Source organism: Streptomyces achromogenes subsp. achromogenes (assembly GCF_000720835.1).
Taxonomy (GTDB): domain Bacteria; phylum Actinomycetota; class Actinomycetes; order Streptomycetales; family Streptomycetaceae; genus Streptomyces; species Streptomyces achromogenes.
Genome location: NZ_JODT01000004.1, coordinates 1 through 15,705, shown reverse-complemented (window position 1 = coordinate 15,705; position 15,705 = coordinate 1). Strand labels below are relative to the sequence as shown.

The 15,705-nt window shown below is 70.5% G+C and carries 12 protein-coding genes, 1 rRNA gene, 1 pseudogene and 1 riboswitch; of the genes and pseudogenes, 2 read left to right on the top strand and 12 right to left on the bottom strand.

Features of this window, described 5'->3' with window-relative positions:
* Nucleotides 1-16: 16 nt before the first annotated feature.
* Entirely contained in the window at nt 17-436 is a 420-nt protein-coding gene (locus IH25_RS0104935; RefSeq protein WP_030603447.1) for a TOBE domain-containing protein, read from the top strand.
* 77 nt (nt 437-513) lie between these two features.
* Here IH25_RS0104935 and gcvP read toward each other — a convergent pair whose 3' ends face one another.
* Nucleotides 514-3,399, bottom strand: a complete 2,886-nt coding sequence (gene gcvP / locus IH25_RS0104930; protein ID WP_030603444.1) for an aminomethyl-transferring glycine dehydrogenase — start codon at nt 3,397-3,399, stop codon at nt 514-516.
* A 174-nt stretch (nt 3,400-3,573) separates the two neighbouring features.
* Nucleotides 3,574-3,668: riboswitch (glycine riboswitch) on the bottom strand.
* A 119-nt stretch (nt 3,669-3,787) separates the two neighbouring features.
* Here gcvP and IH25_RS0104925 point away from each other — a divergent pair.
* Nucleotides 3,788-4,159 carry a PRC-barrel domain-containing protein gene (locus tag IH25_RS0104925; protein ID WP_030603441.1) on the top strand — a complete coding sequence of 124 codons (372 nt, stop codon included), beginning with the start codon at nt 3,788-3,790 and terminating at the stop codon, nt 4,157-4,159.
* Between the two features lie 903 nt (nt 4,160-5,062).
* Here the strand turns inward: IH25_RS0104925 and IH25_RS0104920 are convergent.
* From IH25_RS0104920 to rrf, 11 genes and pseudogenes are all read right to left on the bottom strand, one after another.
* Nucleotides 5,063-6,463 (bottom strand): annotated as a pseudogene (locus IH25_RS0104920) (DNA polymerase IV); the annotation flags it as partial.
* 204 nt (nt 6,464-6,667) lie between these two features.
* The gene (locus IH25_RS0104915) at nt 6,668-7,351 is read right to left on the bottom strand and encodes a MerR family transcriptional regulator (RefSeq protein WP_107058324.1); all 684 of its coding nucleotides are present in this window, start codon (nt 7,349-7,351) and stop codon (nt 6,668-6,670) included.
* A 262-nt stretch (nt 7,352-7,613) separates the two neighbouring features.
* Nucleotides 7,614-8,087 (bottom strand): bifunctional nuclease family protein, encoded by a 474-nt coding sequence (locus IH25_RS0104910; protein ID WP_026253112.1) that lies wholly within the window; start codon nt 8,085-8,087, stop codon nt 7,614-7,616.
* Between the two features lie 86 nt (nt 8,088-8,173).
* Nucleotides 8,174-8,911 (bottom strand): transcriptional regulator FtsR, encoded by a 738-nt coding sequence (ftsR, locus tag IH25_RS0104905; RefSeq protein WP_030603434.1) that lies wholly within the window; start codon nt 8,909-8,911, stop codon nt 8,174-8,176.
* A gap of 44 nt (nt 8,912-8,955) precedes the next feature.
* The gene (locus IH25_RS39040) at nt 8,956-9,786 is read right to left on the bottom strand and encodes an FHA domain-containing protein (RefSeq protein ID WP_209445270.1); all 831 of its coding nucleotides are present in this window, start codon (nt 9,784-9,786) and stop codon (nt 8,956-8,958) included.
* A 190-nt stretch (nt 9,787-9,976) separates the two neighbouring features.
* Nucleotides 9,977-10,861, bottom strand: a complete 885-nt coding sequence (locus tag IH25_RS0104895) for a DUF881 domain-containing protein (protein WP_030603429.1) — start codon at nt 10,859-10,861, stop codon at nt 9,977-9,979.
* A gap of 5 nt (nt 10,862-10,866) precedes the next feature.
* Nucleotides 10,867-11,199 carry a small basic family protein gene (locus IH25_RS0104890; RefSeq protein ID WP_003988855.1) on the bottom strand — a complete coding sequence of 111 codons (333 nt, stop codon included), beginning with the start codon at nt 11,197-11,199 and terminating at the stop codon, nt 10,867-10,869.
* Entirely contained in the window at nt 11,196-12,104 is a 909-nt protein-coding gene (locus IH25_RS0104885; RefSeq protein WP_245172701.1) for a DUF881 domain-containing protein, read from the bottom strand. The genes IH25_RS0104890 and IH25_RS0104885 overlap by 4 nt, the downstream gene beginning before the upstream one ends.
* A gap of 175 nt (nt 12,105-12,279) precedes the next feature.
* Nucleotides 12,280-14,775, bottom strand: a complete 2,496-nt coding sequence (locus IH25_RS0104880) for a mannose-1-phosphate guanyltransferase (RefSeq protein WP_030603423.1) — start codon at nt 14,773-14,775, stop codon at nt 12,280-12,282.
* Nucleotides 14,776-14,889: 114 nt separating this feature from the next.
* Entirely contained in the window at nt 14,890-15,498 is a 609-nt protein-coding gene (locus IH25_RS0104875; RefSeq protein WP_030603418.1) for a CDP-alcohol phosphatidyltransferase family protein, read from the bottom strand.
* Between the two features lie 108 nt (nt 15,499-15,606).
* Nucleotides 15,607-15,705, bottom strand: a 5S ribosomal RNA gene (gene rrf / locus IH25_RS38500); the annotation flags it as partial.

The following is a 15,705-nucleotide window of genomic DNA, read 5'->3' as shown; positions in this document are numbered from 1 at the left end:
CCTACGGTGGGTGCCCATGACCCTGAGCATCCGCAACCAGCTGCCCGGCACCGTCACCGAGGTCCACGCGGGCCAGGTGATGGCCACCGTCCGGGTCCGACTGGACGGCGGCCCGCACCTGCTGGCCGCCATCACCCTGGAGGCCGCCGAGCAGCTCTCCCTCGCCCCCGGCAAGGCCGTGCACGCCCTGGTGAAGTCCACCGAGGTCGCCCTCGCCGCCCGCCAGGCCGAGGGGCTGTCCATCCGCAACCGGTTCCCGGGCACCATCACCGAGGTTCGCCCGGGCGAGGTCATGGCCTCCGTGAAGATCGCCACGGCCGCCGGCGAACTCACCGCCGTCATCACCCGGGACGCGGTCGCCGACCTCGGCCTCTTCGTCGGCTCGGAGGTCATCGCCCTGATCAAGGCGACCGAGGTCTCACTGGCGGCGCCGTAGCAGCGGGAAACGGGAAGGCCCCGCCCGGAGGGAACGTGACGTTCCGGGCGGGGCCTTCCGAGCGGCGAGCGGTGCGCTCAGTCCTCGTACGCGTCCAGCGGCGGGCAGGAGCACACCAGGTTGCGGTCGCCGAAGGCCTGGTCGATGCGGCGCACCGGCGGCCAGTACTTGTCGGCGGCCGACACACCGGCCGGGAAGACGGCCTGCTCACGGCTGTAGGCGTGCGTCCACTCGCCGCCCAGCGCGGCCGCGGTGTGCGGGGCGTTCCGCAGCGGGTTGTCCTCCGCGGGCCACTCGCCCGAGCCGACCTTCTCGATCTCCGCGCGGATGGCGATCATCGCGTCGCAGAAACGGTCCAGCTCGGTGATGTCCTCCGACTCGGTCGGCTCGATCATCAGCGTGCCGGCCACCGGGAAGGACATGGTCGGCGCGTGGAAGCCGTAGTCGATCAGGCGCTTGGCGACATCGTCCACGCTCACGCCGGTGGCCTTGGTGATCGGGCGCAGGTCGATGATGCACTCGTGCGCGACCAGGCCGCCGGGGCCGGTGTAGAGCACCGGGAAGTGCGGCTCCAGGCGCTTGGCGATGTAGTTCGCCGACAGCACGGCCACCTGGGTGGCCCGCTTCAGGCCCTCGCCGCCCATCAGCCGGACGTACGCCCAGGAGATGGGCAGGATGCCCGCGCTGCCCCACGGGGCCGCCGAGATCGGGCCGACGCCCGTCTCCGGGCCGGCCTCCGGCTGGAGCGGGTGGTTCGGCAGGTACGGCGCGAGGTGGGAGCGGACCGCGACCGGACCGACGCCCGGACCGCCGCCGCCGTGCGGGATGCAGAAGGTCTTGTGCAGGTTCAGGTGGGAGACGTCACCGCCGAAGTGGCCCGGCTTGGCGAGGCCGACGAGTGCGTTGAGGTTGGCGCCGTCGACGTACACCTGACCGCCGGCCTCGTGGACCCGGGCGCAGATGTCGGCGACGTGCTCCTCGAACACACCGTGCGTGGACGGGTAGGTGATCATCAGCACCGCCAGCTGGTCGCGGTGCTGCTCGATCTTGGCGCGCAGGTCCTCGACGTCGATCTCGCCGTCGTCGGCGGTCTTGACGACGACGACCTTCATGCCGGCCATCACGGCGCTGGCGGCGTTGGTGCCGTGCGCGGAGGACGGGATCAGGCAGACGGTGCGCTGGTCGTCGCCGTTGGCGCGGTGGTAGCCGCGGACGGCGAGCAGACCGGCCAGCTCGCCCTGGGAGCCGGCGTTCGGCTGGAGGGAGACCTTGTCGTAGCCGGTGACCTCGGCGAGACGGTCCTCCAGCTCACGGATGAGGGTGAGGTAGCCCTGCGCCTGCTCGGCGGGCGCGAAGGGGTGCAGCTGCCCGAACTCGGGCCAGGTGACCGGCTCCATCTCCGTGGTCGCGTTGAGCTTCATGGTGCAGGAGCCCAGCGGGATCATGCCGCGGTCGAGCGCGTAGTCGCGGTCGGCCAGCCTGCGCAGGTAGCGCAGCATGGCGGTCTCGGAGCGGTGCTGGTGGAAGACCGGGTGGGTGAGGTAGTCGTCGGTGCGCAGCAGCGCCTCGGGCAGGGTGTCCTCGGCGGTCGCGTCCAGCGCCTCGATGTCGGCCTCGACACCGAAGGCGGACCAGACGGCGTCCAGCCCGGCCCGGTCGGTGGTCTCGTCGCAGGCCACGGAGACGTGGTCGGCGTCGACCAGCCGCAGGTTGACGCCCTTGTCCCGGGCGGCGGCGACGATCCCGGCGGCCTTGCCGGGCACGCGCGCGGTGACGGTGTCGAAGAAGGCGCCGTGGACGATCTCGACGCCGGCGGCCTTCAGGCCCTCGGCGAGGAGGGTGGCGTAGCGGTGCGTGCGCCGCGCGATGGTCCTCAGGCCCTCGGGACCGTGGTAGACGGCGTACATGCCGGCCATGACGGCGAGCAGCACCTGCGCGGTACAGATGTTGCTGGTGGCCTTCTCACGGCGGATGTGCTGCTCACGGGTCTGCAGCGCGAGCCGGTACGCCTTGTGGCCGTCGGCGTCGACGGAGACGCCGACCAGGCGACCGGGCAGGCTGCGCGCGAACTTCTCGTGTACGGCCATGTAGCCGGCGTGCGGACCGCCGAAGCCCATGGGCACGCCGAAGCGCTGGGTGGTGCCCACGGCGATGTCCGCGCCCAGCTCGCCCGGCGAGGTCAGCAGGGTCAGGGCGAGCAGGTCGGCGGCCACGGTCACCAGGGCGCCCAGCTCGTGCGCCTGGTCGATGACGGGCTTGAGGTCCCGTACGGCACCGGAGGCGCCCGGGTACTGGAGGAGCACGCCGTTGATCTCACGCTCGGCGATCTCCGCCGGGATGCCGGCGGACAGGTCGGCGACGACGACCTCCACGCCGGTCGGCTCGGCGCGGGTCTCGATCACGGCGATGGTCTGCGGCAGCGCGTCCGCGTCGACCAGGAACAGGCCCTTCTTGTTCTTGCCCATGCGCCGGGACAGGGCCATCGCCTCGGCGGCGGCCGTGCCCTCGTCCAGCAGGGAGGCGCCGGAGGTGGGCAGCCCGGTCAGCTCGGCGACCATCGTCTGGAAGTTCAGCAGGGCCTCCAGGCGGCCCTGGGAGATCTCCGGCTGGTACGGCGTGTAGGCCGTGTACCAGGCGGGGTTCTCCATGACGTTGCGCAGGATGACGGGCGGGGTGAAGGTGCCGTAGTAGCCCAGGCCGATCATGGAACGCAGGACCTGGTTGCGGTCGGCGAGCGAACGCAGTTCGGCTAGCACCTCGGCCTCGGTGCGGGCGCCCGGCAGGTCCAGGGAGTCGGCGTTCTTGATCACATCCGGGACCGCGGCGGCGGTCAGCTCGTCCAGCGAGCCGTAACCGACCTGCGCGAGCATCTTGGCCCGCGCCTCCTGGTCGGGCCCGATGTGGCGCTGCTCGAACGGGATGCCCGCTTCGAGATCGGAGAGCGGAATGCGATGGGCGGTCATTGCGGAGGCCTCCTGGTCTGACGCGACCTGCGAGGGGCACCCCGGCGCGGGTACCCCGACGGCCTCCCCCTCTGTCATCTGCACCTGAGAGCTTCACCGGACGCCCGCGGGCTCCGGCTTTCACCGTCGGCGAGGGCGGGAGCCGTCGACGCCCGCCCTGCTTTCCAGAGTGACCTCGTCCGCGCGGTACGTGAGCCTGAGAGATTCCGGGGAGGAGTTGCTCCTTCGGCGCCTCCGAGGTGGTCGGAGGACTCTCCCGCGCGGGGTCAGCAGCCGCTGTCAGCCTACCAGCGAGGTCAATGGGGCAGCCTTCGAGTGGCCGCCTCCTCCAATGTGCTCTTTCGTAGTGCTTACGGATGAGTTGCGACCACGTGGAGGGAGAGGGACCGTGCAGACCGACATCGATCCGCGCAGCCTGATCGGCCGCAAGGCGTTCGACCGCGATGGCACCAAGATCGGCACCATCGACGAGGTGTACCTGGACGACGCGACCGGCGTGCCGGAGTGGGCGGCCATACGCACCGGCCTGTTCTCCCGGGACGCCTTCGTGCCCCTGGAACCCAGCGAACTCGTCGACGGCACCCTGCGCGTCCCCTTCGACCGCGCCCTGATCAAGAACGCCCCCGGCTTCGGCGTGGGCCGCCACCTCTCCCCCGAGCAGGAACTCCAGCTCTACCACCACTACGGCCTCGACACCGCCTCCCCTCCCCCACTCCCGGACCACGACTTCGGCAGACTGGCAGGCTCAGAGGAAACCTGACCCCGCGCCCCTCCCACCCCCACCCCTCCTCCCACTCCGGGGCACCTTCCCGACCGCTGGCATCTCCCCGGCTGCGGACACCTTCCCGACCGTCGGCGTCTCCCCGGCTGCGGGCGCCTTCCCGACCGTCGGCGTCTCCCCTGCTGCCGGGCGCCTTCGCTACCGAAGCCCTCTCACCTGCCGGTGCCTCCCCGGCTGCCGGCGCCTTCCCGACTGCTCCCGACTGCCTGAGCCCTCCCGGCTACCGAAGCCCTCTCACCTGCCGGTGCCTCCCCGGCTGCCGGCGCCTTCCCGACTGCTCCCGACTGCCTGAGCCCTCCCGGCTGCGGGCACCCTCCCGACTGCGAGCGCCTTCCGCCTGCCGGAGCCCTCCCGGCTGCGGGCGTTGCCCCCAGCTCGGGCCGCCCTCAACGGGCGTCCGTCTCCCGAGCACCGGTTTCGAATCCGTTCCATGCGGGGCGCGCACCTCTTGCACGGCGCGGGGCTCATCGGACGCGCCGACTTCTTCAGGGTCAGCGGCCTCATCCGGGACGCCGGTCAGCGGTCCCTTCCAGCGCACGGGCCTCATCCGGGACGCCGGTCAGCGGACCCTTCCAGGGCAGGGGCCTCTTCCGAGACGCGGACCTCATCCGGGTCAGCGGCCCCTTCTGCAGAGGCACGGACCTCATCCGGGACGTGACCCTCTTCAGGGGCGAGCGCCTCATCCCGGGCAAGGAGCTCCTCCCGAAGGCCGGACTCCCCTTGGGCGCGGGACGTCTCCCGAACGCCGGAGTCCCCCGGGGCGGAGGACGCCTCCCCGACCGCGGACGCCTTCCCGACGGCGGACGCCTCCCCGACCGCGGACTCCCCCCCGGCGGGGCACGCCTCCGGGGTCCGGGGCCACGCCTCCCTGGCCCCGGGCTCCTCCGGGGTCCGGGGCGGAGCCCCGTGTCGGCCACTGTTCGGCGGGCCGGGACGGGTGGGCGGGTGGGAGAGATCCGCGACCAACGGCAACGGCTCCGCAGACGACAGCGCAGGATCGTCGACGAAAAACGTCCGCACACGCCCCGGCTCCGACTGCGGCGTCTCGAACCGCACCGTCACCCTCCCCAGCCCGCTCCCCTGCACCCAGCCCGGCCCGTACTCGACGTGCCGCACATCCTGCCCGGCCCGCCAGTGCCGCTCGGCGGGCTCCGGCCGCTCCGCCTCGGCCTCGACGGCGGCTTCCTCCGGCTCCTCCACCACCCGTACCGGCATGGCCTGCGCGAACAGGTCCTCCTGGGTGTAGTCGGCGAGCCCGGACACCCCGACCCCGAGCAGCCGTACCCCGCCGGTGGTGTCCACGGAGTCCAGCAGCCGCGCCGCCGCCTCGCGGATGACGGCGGGATCGTCCGTGGGCCCTCGGAGCGTCTCGGAGCGGGTGAGGGTCGAGAAGTCGTACCGCCGTACCTTGAGCACGATGGTGCGCCCGGACAGCCCGGCCCCGCGCAGCCGCCGCACGCACCGGTCGGCCAGCCGCTGCACCTCCAGGCCGACCCGCAGCCGGTCGTGGATGTCCACGTCGTACGTGTCCTCCACCGACACCGACTTGGTCTCCCGCTCGGCCACCACCGGCCGCTCGTCCCGGGCGTGGGCCATCGCGAACAGCGCCTGCCCGTGTGCCTTGCCGAGCAGCCGGACCAGCTCGTCCTCGCCCGCCTCCGCCAGCTCCTGCACCGTGGTGATCCCGGCTCTGCGCAGATGGTCCCCGGTCGCCGGGCCGACCCCCGGGAGCGTACGCACCGGCATGGGCGCCAGCATGTCCCGCTCGGTACCCGGCTCGATCAGCACCAGTCCGTCCGGCTTGGCCTGCTCGGAGGCGATCTTCGCGAGCATCTTGGAGGCGGCGAGCCCCACCGAACCGGTGAGCCCGGTGACCGCGCGGATGTCCGCCCGCAGCTTCTGCCCGGCCCGGCGCGCCGACGCCTCGTCGCAGGCCGCTCCCCCGGCCTCCAGGTCCACGAACGCCTCGTCCAGGCTCAGCGGCTCCACCAGCGGCGACAGCTGCCGCAGCAACGCCATCACCTGTTCGCTGATCGCCCGGTACAGGGTGAAGCGCGGCACCAGATAGGCGGCGTTGGGTGCGAGCCGGCGGGCCTGGGCCATGGGCATCGCCGAGTGGACCCCGAACACGCGCGCCTCGTACGACGCGGTGGCCACCACACCGCGCGGCCCGAGCCCGCCCACGACGACCGCCTTCCCGCGCAGGCTCGGCTTGGACGCCTGCTCCACCGAGGCGAAGAAGGCATCCATGTCGAGATGCAGGATCGTGGGCGCGTTTCTCACATCTCCGATGCTGCACCACGGCACTGACAATGCGGTGGCGCAGGGGCACCCCTCGGCGGAACCGGCCGGCGCGGGCCGGCCGGCCACGCCCCGTCGCACACCTGGGCGCAACGCTTCGACCGCCCGGCCACGAAAGCACCGGACCGCCCGCACTCGGGACGCGTCGGACCGTCCGACACCGACACCGACACCGACGCCGTCGCGTCAGACCGCCCGGTTGCGGCGCCGCGCCAGCTCGTCCGCGGGGTTGTGCCCGACCAGGGTCTCACCGGTGTCGACGCGCTCGCCGTGCAGCTGGGAGAGGGCGCTTTCCACGTCCCGCCACACCACGCCCACGGCGATGCCGAAGATGCCCTGACCGCCCTGGAGCAGGGCGTGGACCTCGTCCGGCGAGGAGCACTCGTACACGGTGGCGCCGTCGCTCATCAGAGTCATCCGCTCCAGGTCGCGGAAACCGCGTTCCCGGAGGTGCTGCACGGCCGTGCGGATGTTCTGGAGTGACACGCCCGTGTCCAGAAAGCGCTTCACGATCTTCAGGACGACGACGTCCCGGAAGCTGTACAGCCGCTGGGTGCCCGACCCGTAGGCGGGCCGCACGCTGGGCTCGACCAGACCGGTGCGGGCCCAGTAGTCCAGCTGTCGGTAGGTGATGCCGGCGGCAGCGCAGGCCGTGGGCCCGCGGTAGCCGATCTGCTCGGACGTCATGGACGCCACCCCTCCGCCGTTCGGCACCGCCGTCGGCAGCTGCGGAGCGTGCTCCACCGCGCCGCCGCGATGGGCATGTCCCCCGCCTGAGCGCAGCCGTGAACTCGGGGGCGGGTACGGACCGCTCTCCCCGAAACCGCGTCCCGGGGCACCCCCGACCGTACCGTCGCCGCTGGTTCTCACGCCGACCTCCGTCCTTGACCTGCCTTCTCGACGGTAGGCAGTCACCAGGGGTGCGTCAACGATCGCCACACTCGGCACGCCGAGTGATAATCACCCTAGGAGTGGTTTCCCGTGTCCCACCGCGGGGAAAGGCTAGCCGAATGCGCTCACGGCGAACGGTAGGACGCTCACACTGCCGGAGGCATGTGCCAGGAAGACGGTCGTGCCGGAGCCGGCGGCCTCGCCGGGTGGAACCCCTGCTCCGGCGGGCCGGCCGGGCCACTCACTGGCTGCTGGTGCCGAAGTCCTCGGGGGAGATCTGGTCCAGGAACTCCCGGAATTTCTCCACCTCGTCCTCCTGCTCGTCGGGAATGGCGATGCCCGCGTCGTCCAGCACCGTGTCACTGCCGTAGATCGGCGTGCCGGTGCGCAGAGCCAGCGCTATGGCATCGGAGGGGCGGGCGCTGACCTCCACCCCACTGGCGAACACCAGCTCCGCGTAGAAGACGCCTTCTCGCAGATCGGTGATGCGCACCTCGGTCAGCTCCTGGCCGACGGCCTCCAGCACGTCCTTGAACAGGTCGTGGGTCAGCGGTCGCGCGGGGGCCATGCCCTGCTGGGCGAAAGCGATCGCCGTCGCCTCCCCCGGCCCGATCCAGATGGGGAGATAGCGGTCGCCCCCCACTTCGCGCAGGAGCACGATCGGTTGGTTGGAGGGCATTTCGACCCGGACACCTACGACATCGAGCTCGTTCACACAGCAACCCTAGGCCGTGCCCGGGACGTTTGGGTAGTCGGGCCGGGAACAGGTGCCCGATCCGGCCGCCCGGGGACCCCCCGATTTCACGGGATCCGCACCCCGAGAGCGGTCTTCACCAAGGCCGCGTGCAGCTTCATCGTGAGGTCCGCCAGCTCCTTCGTACGGGCCTCGGCGTGTGCCCGGGTCTGGGGGTTGCGGTGGCGTTTGAGCGGGGCCACGATCTGGTCGACCAGGCCGGCCTCACGGTCCGCGGCGGCCTTCATCACCCGAAGGTGGCGCGGCTCGATCCCGAACCGGCCCAGCTCGGCGATCAGCGCGGCCACCGTGACGGCCTCGGCGTCGTACGCCCCGTCCTCCAGCGGAGCGATGAGCCCGTAGGACTCCCACTCCTTCAGCTCGCCCTCGTCGACGTCCGCCGCGGCCAGCAGCTCGGTCCTGCCCACCCTGGCCACCGTAGGGCCCTCCACCGCCGCCGAGGCGTCCTGCGCGGTGCGCTGGCGCCCGACCAAGGGCAGCGGGACGGCCTCGCCCCGCTCCATGGCGTCCAGGTGCTCCCGGATCACCTTGAGCGGCAGATAGTGGTCCCGCTGCATCCGCAGGATGTGGCCGAGACGCTCGACGTCCTCGGCGCTGAACTTGCGATACCCCGACGGGGTCCGGCGCGGCTCGACGAGCCCCTCCGACTCCAGGAAGCGGATCTTGGAGATGGTGACTTCGGGGAACTCGTCGCGCAGCACGTTCAGCACCGTGCCGATGCTCATCAGCCCACTGTCCCTGGCGGCGGTACCGCTTCCGGCACCGCCGCTCGGTGTTTGAAGCATGGACCTTCCCTCTGGGGTTCCCCCGGACACCGTCCGGGGGCGGGTCAGTAGCCCTGCCGGCTCGCGTAGAACACCAGCCGGTACTTGCCGATCTGCACCTCGTCACCGTTCGACAGGGCGACCTGGTCGATGCGCTCGCGGTTGACGTACGTGCCGTTCAGGCTGCCCACGTCGGCCACCGTGAAGGAGCCGTCCGGGGAGCGCCGGAACTCCACGTGCCGCCGGGAGACCGTCACGTCGTCCAGGAAGATGTCGCTCTGCGGGTGCCGGCCGGCCGTCGTCAGGTCACCGTCCAGCAGGAAGCGGCTGCCCGAGTTCGGCCCCCGGCGCACGACCAGCAGCGCCGAGCCCGGCGGCAGCGCCTCCACCGCGGCCTGCGCCTCCGGGGAGAGCATCGGCAGCGGCGTCTGGCCGGTCGCCTCGGAGTCGTACGCCTCCAGGCCGGAGATCGAGATCGTGGACGTCGTCTCGGAGGCCCGCTCCGGCGTCAGACCGGGACGCAGCGGCGCCCCGCAGTGGGAACAGAACCGCGCGTTCTCCGGATTGCGGTTACCGCACCTCGTACACACCAGGACCGACATCGACGGATCCTCCTGCCGCGGCTGCCCCGCCGGGGCATTGGACGCGTACGGGCCGGAGGCGAACCCTCCACCCGTACCTGAGGTTGACGGTTGCCCGAAACCTATGCCGCCGGACTGGGCAGGGTCAACTGACGCCGCGCCCTGACCTCCCTGAATGTCACCGCCCGGACCAGCGACCTGGTCCCGGAACAGCGGGCGCTGGCCCTCCGCGTCAGGCTGTGCGCGATGGCGAGCGGTGGCGTTGTCGCTGCCCTCTCGCGCGCTCTTGCCGAACAACTTCGCAAACAACTTCACGGGCGATTCCCCTTGACCGAAACAGACCCGCCCGTGGGGCAGGACGAACCCTGATTGCCTACACCGGCCGAGCCGGACATCCTCACAACGTCCGTATCCACCAAACAGTTTCCACCACGCACCACCCCTTCGGTGCGCCGACCCCCCGCAACCTCATGCCCCTGCCCGACGAGCCCCATGCACCGCCGGTTCACTGGGAGGACGACCGAGCGTAGTCAGGCCGCTCCGCTCGCCGCAAGGCGTCCACGACGATCTTGTCCGGCCGCTCCACGGTCACCGTGGCCTGCTCTTTCTTCAGAGTCTGCACCACGCCTCCAGGGATGTTCAGCGCCGGCTCCAGGTCCTGCGGCTTGCCGATGACCCTGAAACGATACGGCGCGTTGATCTTGTTCCCGTCGACGCTCACACTCCTGTCGGAGTCGGCGAAGTAGGTGTCGGCGACCACCCGGACCCCGTTGACCTGGATCGCCTCCGCGCCGGCCGCGCGCAACTCCTGGATCGCGTCGAGCAGCATGTCCGCCTTGACCGTCCCCTTCGTGTCCTCGATCGTCATGGTGATGCCGGGACCCTGTGCCGCCACGGTGCCCGCCAGGATGCCGAGTTGCCTCGCCTTCTCGGCGGTCTGCCGGCGTGCCTCGGCCGCCTGGTCGGAGCTGCTCTGCAGTTCCTGACGCTGCCTTTCGAGTCCCTGCTTCTCGTCCTCAAGACGCTGAGTACGCGAATCCAGTTCATCGAGGATGCGTACGAGATCTTCCTGACGTGCGCCGCGCAGCGCGCTGTCGGTGTCGCTGTTCGACGCCACCTGCACGGCCAGGCCGAAGCCGAGGCCGAACAGCAGCAGGGCGACGATGAGTTGCGCCCGGGTGAAACGCGGCGGCCACAGGCCCTTGACGAGCCGCTGCCGGCCCGTCAGCGGCTGCGCGGGCCGCTCCTCGGCCCGCGGGCCGGTGCCGGGCGCGGGCACCGGCACCTCGGCCGGCAGCTCCTTGCGCAGCCGGTTCCCCGGCGCACCCTCCGGGTCGCCGTGGGCGGCGTTCCGTCCGTTGGCGTCGTTCCGCTCGTTCTGGTCGCTCATGGAGGTCACGCCCGGAACACGTGCCGGCGGATCGCCGCCGCGTTGGAGAAGATCCGGATGCCCAGGACGACCACCACCCCCGTGGACAGCTGCGCGCCCACGCCCAACTTGTCGCCCAGGAAGACGATGAGGGCGGCGACGACCACGTTCGACAGGAACGACACCACGAAGACCTTGTCGTCGAAGATGCCGTCCAGCATGGCCCGCAGACCACCGAAGACGGCGTCCAGCGCGGCGACGACGGCGATCGGCAGATACGGCTCGACGACCGCCGGAACCTCGGGCCGGACCAACAGGCCGGCCACGACTCCCACGACGAGGCCCAGTACGGCGATCACGATGTGCCCTTCCCGGTCTTCCCGAACTTCGGCTGTGCTGTACGTACGATCACACTGGGAGCGGCGGGCAACCGGACCTCGCCCTCCGTGGAGATGGTGGCGCGGATGCCGTAGTTCTCCTCCAGGGCGTGCAGATACAGGCCGTCGGCGCTGTTCTGGAACCTGGTGCTCAACTTCTGCCCGTCCCCCACCGCCAGCACCGTGTACGGCGGCACCAGCGGCCTGTTGTCGACCAGTATCGCGTCACCCGCGGCCCTGATCGCGGACAGGGCGGTCAGCCGCTGCCCGTTGATGGAGACCGCCTCGGCCCCGGACGCCCACAGTCCGTTGACCACGCGCTGCATGTCCCGGTCCCGGACCCGGCCGGTGTCGGAGAAGCCCGACGTCTCCCGGGGGTTGGAGCCGTCCCCGCCGCCGGCGGCCTCCTTGGCGTCGTTCACGACGAGTTCCACGCCGGGGCCGTGCACCGCGGTGGCACCCGACAACAAGCCCACCAGGTCTGCCTCGGCGCTGCCGCCGCTCGACTTCAGGGCCGCCCGCCGGCGCGCGTCGACGTCGTCACGCAGCTTGTCGACGGTGCTCTCCAGCCGGTCCGCGTCCGCGGTCTCGCTGTCGACGCGGTCGATCAGCTCCTGGCGCTCCTTGGCCACCACGGGCGCCGACACCCGCGCCTGGGCCGCCCCCACGGTCACCACCAGGGCCGCGAGGACCAGTCCCGCGGCCAGGCCCAGCTTGGCCCGCAGGGTCTTGGGCAGACCGCCCTCGCCCGCGGACTTCCGCCGGGCGGCGGCCTCGGCGTATCCGTCGTCGAGGCTGTGGTCCATGACGTTGGTGATCAACGACATGGAGGCGTCCGGGCGCTGCGGCCGCGCGGGGCTGCTCCGAACGGGGGGTTGCTGCGGCATGCCGCACATCGTCGCATGTCGCGAGCAGTACCTCCGAACGGCCCCACCGGCGTGCCGGACAGGCCCCCCTGGGGGGACATTTGTCCGGCACGCGCGCGTGCGGGGGGCTATGCCGCCCCGAGCCGTTCGTTTCGGCCCGGGGACGCCGTACCGACGGCCCCGGGCCCGTGCGCGATCACCGGCCGGCGCTCTCCACGACCGCCGACCACTCGTCCAGCAGGGCCTGCGCGGAGGCGTCGTCGGGGCCCTCCGCCCACAGATGGGTGACCGCCTCGGCCGGGTCGGGCAGCACCATCACCCAGCGGCCGTCGCTCTCCACCACCCGCACACCGTCGGTGGTGTCGACGGAGCGGTCCCCGGCGGCCTCGACCACGCGCCGCATCACCAGGCCCTTGACGGCCCACGGCGTCGCCAGGTCCCGCTTGAGGACGTGCGCCCGCGGGATACGGGCGTCGATCTGGCTCAACGTGAGCTGGGTGCGCGCCACCAGTCCGATGAGCCGTACGAAGGCCGCCGTGCCGTCGTACACGCCGCTGAACTCGGGGACGATGAACCCGCCCTTGCCGTCGCCGCCGAAGATGGTGCCCTCCTCGCGCCCGACGCGCGTGAGGTCGTCCGGCGACGTGGTGGTCCACTCGACCTGGGTGCCGTGGTAGGCGGCCACCTGCTCGGCGATCCGGGTCGTGGTGACCGGCAGTGCCACCCGCCCGCTGCGCCGCTCGGCGGCCACCAGGTCCAGCATCACCAGCAGCGCGCGGTCGTCCTCGATGATCCGGCCCTTCTCGTCCACGAGCGACAGCCGCTCGCCGACGGGGTCGAACCGCACACCGAACGCGGCACCCGAGGAGGCCACTATCTCCCCGAGCCGCACCAGCCCCTTGCGCCGCATCTCGGCGGTCTCGGTGGGCCGGGACTCGTCCAGACCGGGGTTGATGGTCAGCGAGTCCACTCCGAGCTTGCCGAGCAGGCTGGGCAGCACCAGCCCGGCACTGCCGTTGGAGGCGTCCACGACGACCTTGAGCCCCGACTCGGCTATCCCCGTCGTGTCGACGTTGCGCAGCAGCGACCCGGTGTACGAGTCGAAGACGCTCGCCGGGAAGTACAGGTCGCCGATCTCGCCCGGGAACGCCCGCCGGTACTCCTGGCGCGCGAACACCCGGTCGAGCTTGCGCTGGCCGCCCTGCGAGAGGTCCCCGCCCTGGCCGTCGAAGAACATGATGTCCACGGAGTCCGGGACACCGGGCGAGGTCCGGATCATGATGCCGCCGGCGCTGCCCCGCGCGGTCTGCTGCCGGGCCACGGGCAGCGGTACGTTCTCCAGGTCGCGTACGTCGATGGCGCTGGCCTGGAGCGCGGAGATCACCGCCCGCTTGAGCGCCCGGGCACCGCGGGAGTGGTCGCGGGCCGTGGTGACGGTGGCGCCCTTCTTCAGCGTCGTCGCATAGGCACCGGCGAGCCGTACCGCCAGCTCGGGGGTGATCTCCACGTTCAGGATGCCGGAGACACCACGGGCGCCGAACAGATGCGCCTGACCGCGTGACTCCCAGATCACCGACGTGTTGACGAAGGCGCCGGCCTCGATGGTCTTGAACGGGTAGACCCGGACGTTGCCCTGGACGATCGACTCCTCGCCGATCAGGCACTCGTCACCGATGACCGCGCCGTCCTCGATTCTGGCGGCACGCATGATGTCGGTGTTCTTGCCGACGACACAGCCGCGCAGATTGCTGTGCTGCCCGACGTAGACGTTGTCGTGCACGACGGCCTTGTGCAGGAAGGCCCCGCTCTTGACGACCACGTTGGAGCCGACGACCGTGTGCTCGCGGATCTCCGCGCCGGCCTCGACCTTCGCGTAGTCGCCGATGTACAGCGGTCCGCGCAGTACGGCGTCGGGGTGCACTTCGGCCCCCTCGGCCACCCACACGCCGGGCGAGATCTCGAAGCCGTCGATGTCGACGTCGACCTTGCCTTCGAGGACGTCGGCCTGGGCCTTCACATAGCTCTCGTGCGTGCCGACGTCCTCCCAGTAGCCCTCGGCGACATAGCCGTAGATCGGCTTGCCTTCCTTCATGAGCTGCGGGAAGACGTCACCGGACCAGTCGACGGGCACGTCCGGCTCGACGTAGTTGAAGACTTCGGGCTCCATGACGTAGATGCCCGTGTTGACGGTGTCGGAGAAGACCTGTCCCCAGGTCGGCTTCTCCAGGAAGCGTTCGACCTTGCCTTCCTCGTCGACGATGGTGATGCCGAACTCCAGCGGATTGGGCACGCGGGTCAGACAGACCGTGACGAGCGCGCCCTTCTCCTTGTGGAAGTTGATCAGCTCGGTGAGGTCGAAGTCGGTCAGGGCATCGCCGGAGATGACGAGGAAGGCATCGTCCTTCAACGCCTCCTCGGCGTTCTTGACGCTTCCGGCGGTACCGAGTGGCTTCTCCTCATTGGCATAGGTGAGCTCCATGCCGAGCTCTTCACCGTCACCGAAGTAGTTCTTCACGAGCGATGCCAGGAACTGCACGGTGACGACGGTCTCGGTGAGCCCGTGCCTTTTGAGCAGCCGTAGCACATGCTCCATGATCGGGCGATTCGCCACGGGCAGGAGCGGCTTGGGCATGCTAGAGGTCATGGGGCGCAGGCGTGTGCCTTCGCCCCCGGCCATCACGACGGCCTTCATGTCGGAAGCGTCCTCCTCCAAGAGACGACGGTCTAGCCGACTTCACCCGTCCAGATTGTCCCGCACTTTTACACCGCGGGCCATCGAGGCGTTATGTCAGGACAATCGCCGAGCTCAATCGGCCATGGTGTCCGCCCGAACCAATCGGCGGACCTGAACCACGTAGAGCACTCCTGCCCACCAATACAGGGTTGTACCCCATCCGGCGAACGCCCATCCGAAAATAGCGGCGAGTGACGAGATCCAACCACTTCCGTCACTGAGGAGCAGGAGCGGGAAGGCGTACATCAAGTTGAACGTGGCGGCCTTCCCGAGGAAGTTCACCTGGGGCGGCGGATACCCGTGCCGGCGAAGGATGCCCACCATGACCAGCAGAACCAGTTCACGCGCGAGCAAGAGCGCGGTCAGCCAGATCGGCAGGATCTCCCGCCAGGTGAGCCCCAGGAGCGTGGAAAGCACGTAGAGGCGGTCGGCGGCGGGGTCGAGGAGCCGGCCGAGGCTGCTGATCTGATTCCAGCGCCGGGCGAGCTTGCCGTCGAGATAGTCGCTGACCCCGCTGAACGCCAGCACGAGGAGGGCCCAGCCATCACTCTTCGGGCCGCCGAACTCCGGCCTGAGGATCAGCCACAGGAACAGGGGTACGCCGACGAGCCGTGCCATGCTGAGGATGTTGGGGATGGTGAGGACCCGGTCCGTTTGGACACGGGTCTCCTGGACCTCCACCCGGGGGCCTCCTGTGCGAAACGAGCCAATGATGCTCATTGACCTTACCTCAACGCAAAAAAAGCTCCGGCCCCTGGGCAGTGCCCAAGAGCCGGAGCTTCAAAAGGAGTTCGGCGGCGTCCTACTCTCCCACAGGGTCCCCCCTGCAGTACCATCGGCGCTGTGAGGCTTAGCTTCCGGGTTCGGAATGTAACCGGGCGTTTCCCT

Excerpts from the sequence above, each read along its gene's own strand:
- IH25_RS0104935 (WP_030603447.1), top strand. The coding sequence starts at position 17 with ATGACCCTGAGCATCCGCAACCAGCTGCCCGGCACCGTCACCGAGGTC.
- gcvP (WP_030603444.1), bottom strand. The coding sequence starts at position 3,399 with ATGACCGCCCATCGCATTCCGCTCTCCGATCTCGAAGCGGGCATCCCG.
- ftsR (WP_030603434.1), bottom strand. The coding sequence starts at position 8,911 with ATGCTTCAAACACCGAGCGGCGGTGCCGGAAGCGGTACCGCCGCCAGG.
- IH25_RS0104895 (WP_030603429.1), bottom strand. The coding sequence starts at position 10,861 with ATGAGCGACCAGAACGAGCGGAACGACGCCAACGGACGGAACGCCGCC.
- IH25_RS0104885 (WP_245172701.1), bottom strand. The coding sequence starts at position 12,104 with ATGCCGCAGCAACCCCCCGTTCGGAGCAGCCCCGCGCGGCCGCAGCGC.
- IH25_RS0104880 (WP_030603423.1), bottom strand. The coding sequence starts at position 14,775 with ATGAAGGCCGTCGTGATGGCCGGGGGCGAAGGCACACGCCTGCGCCCC.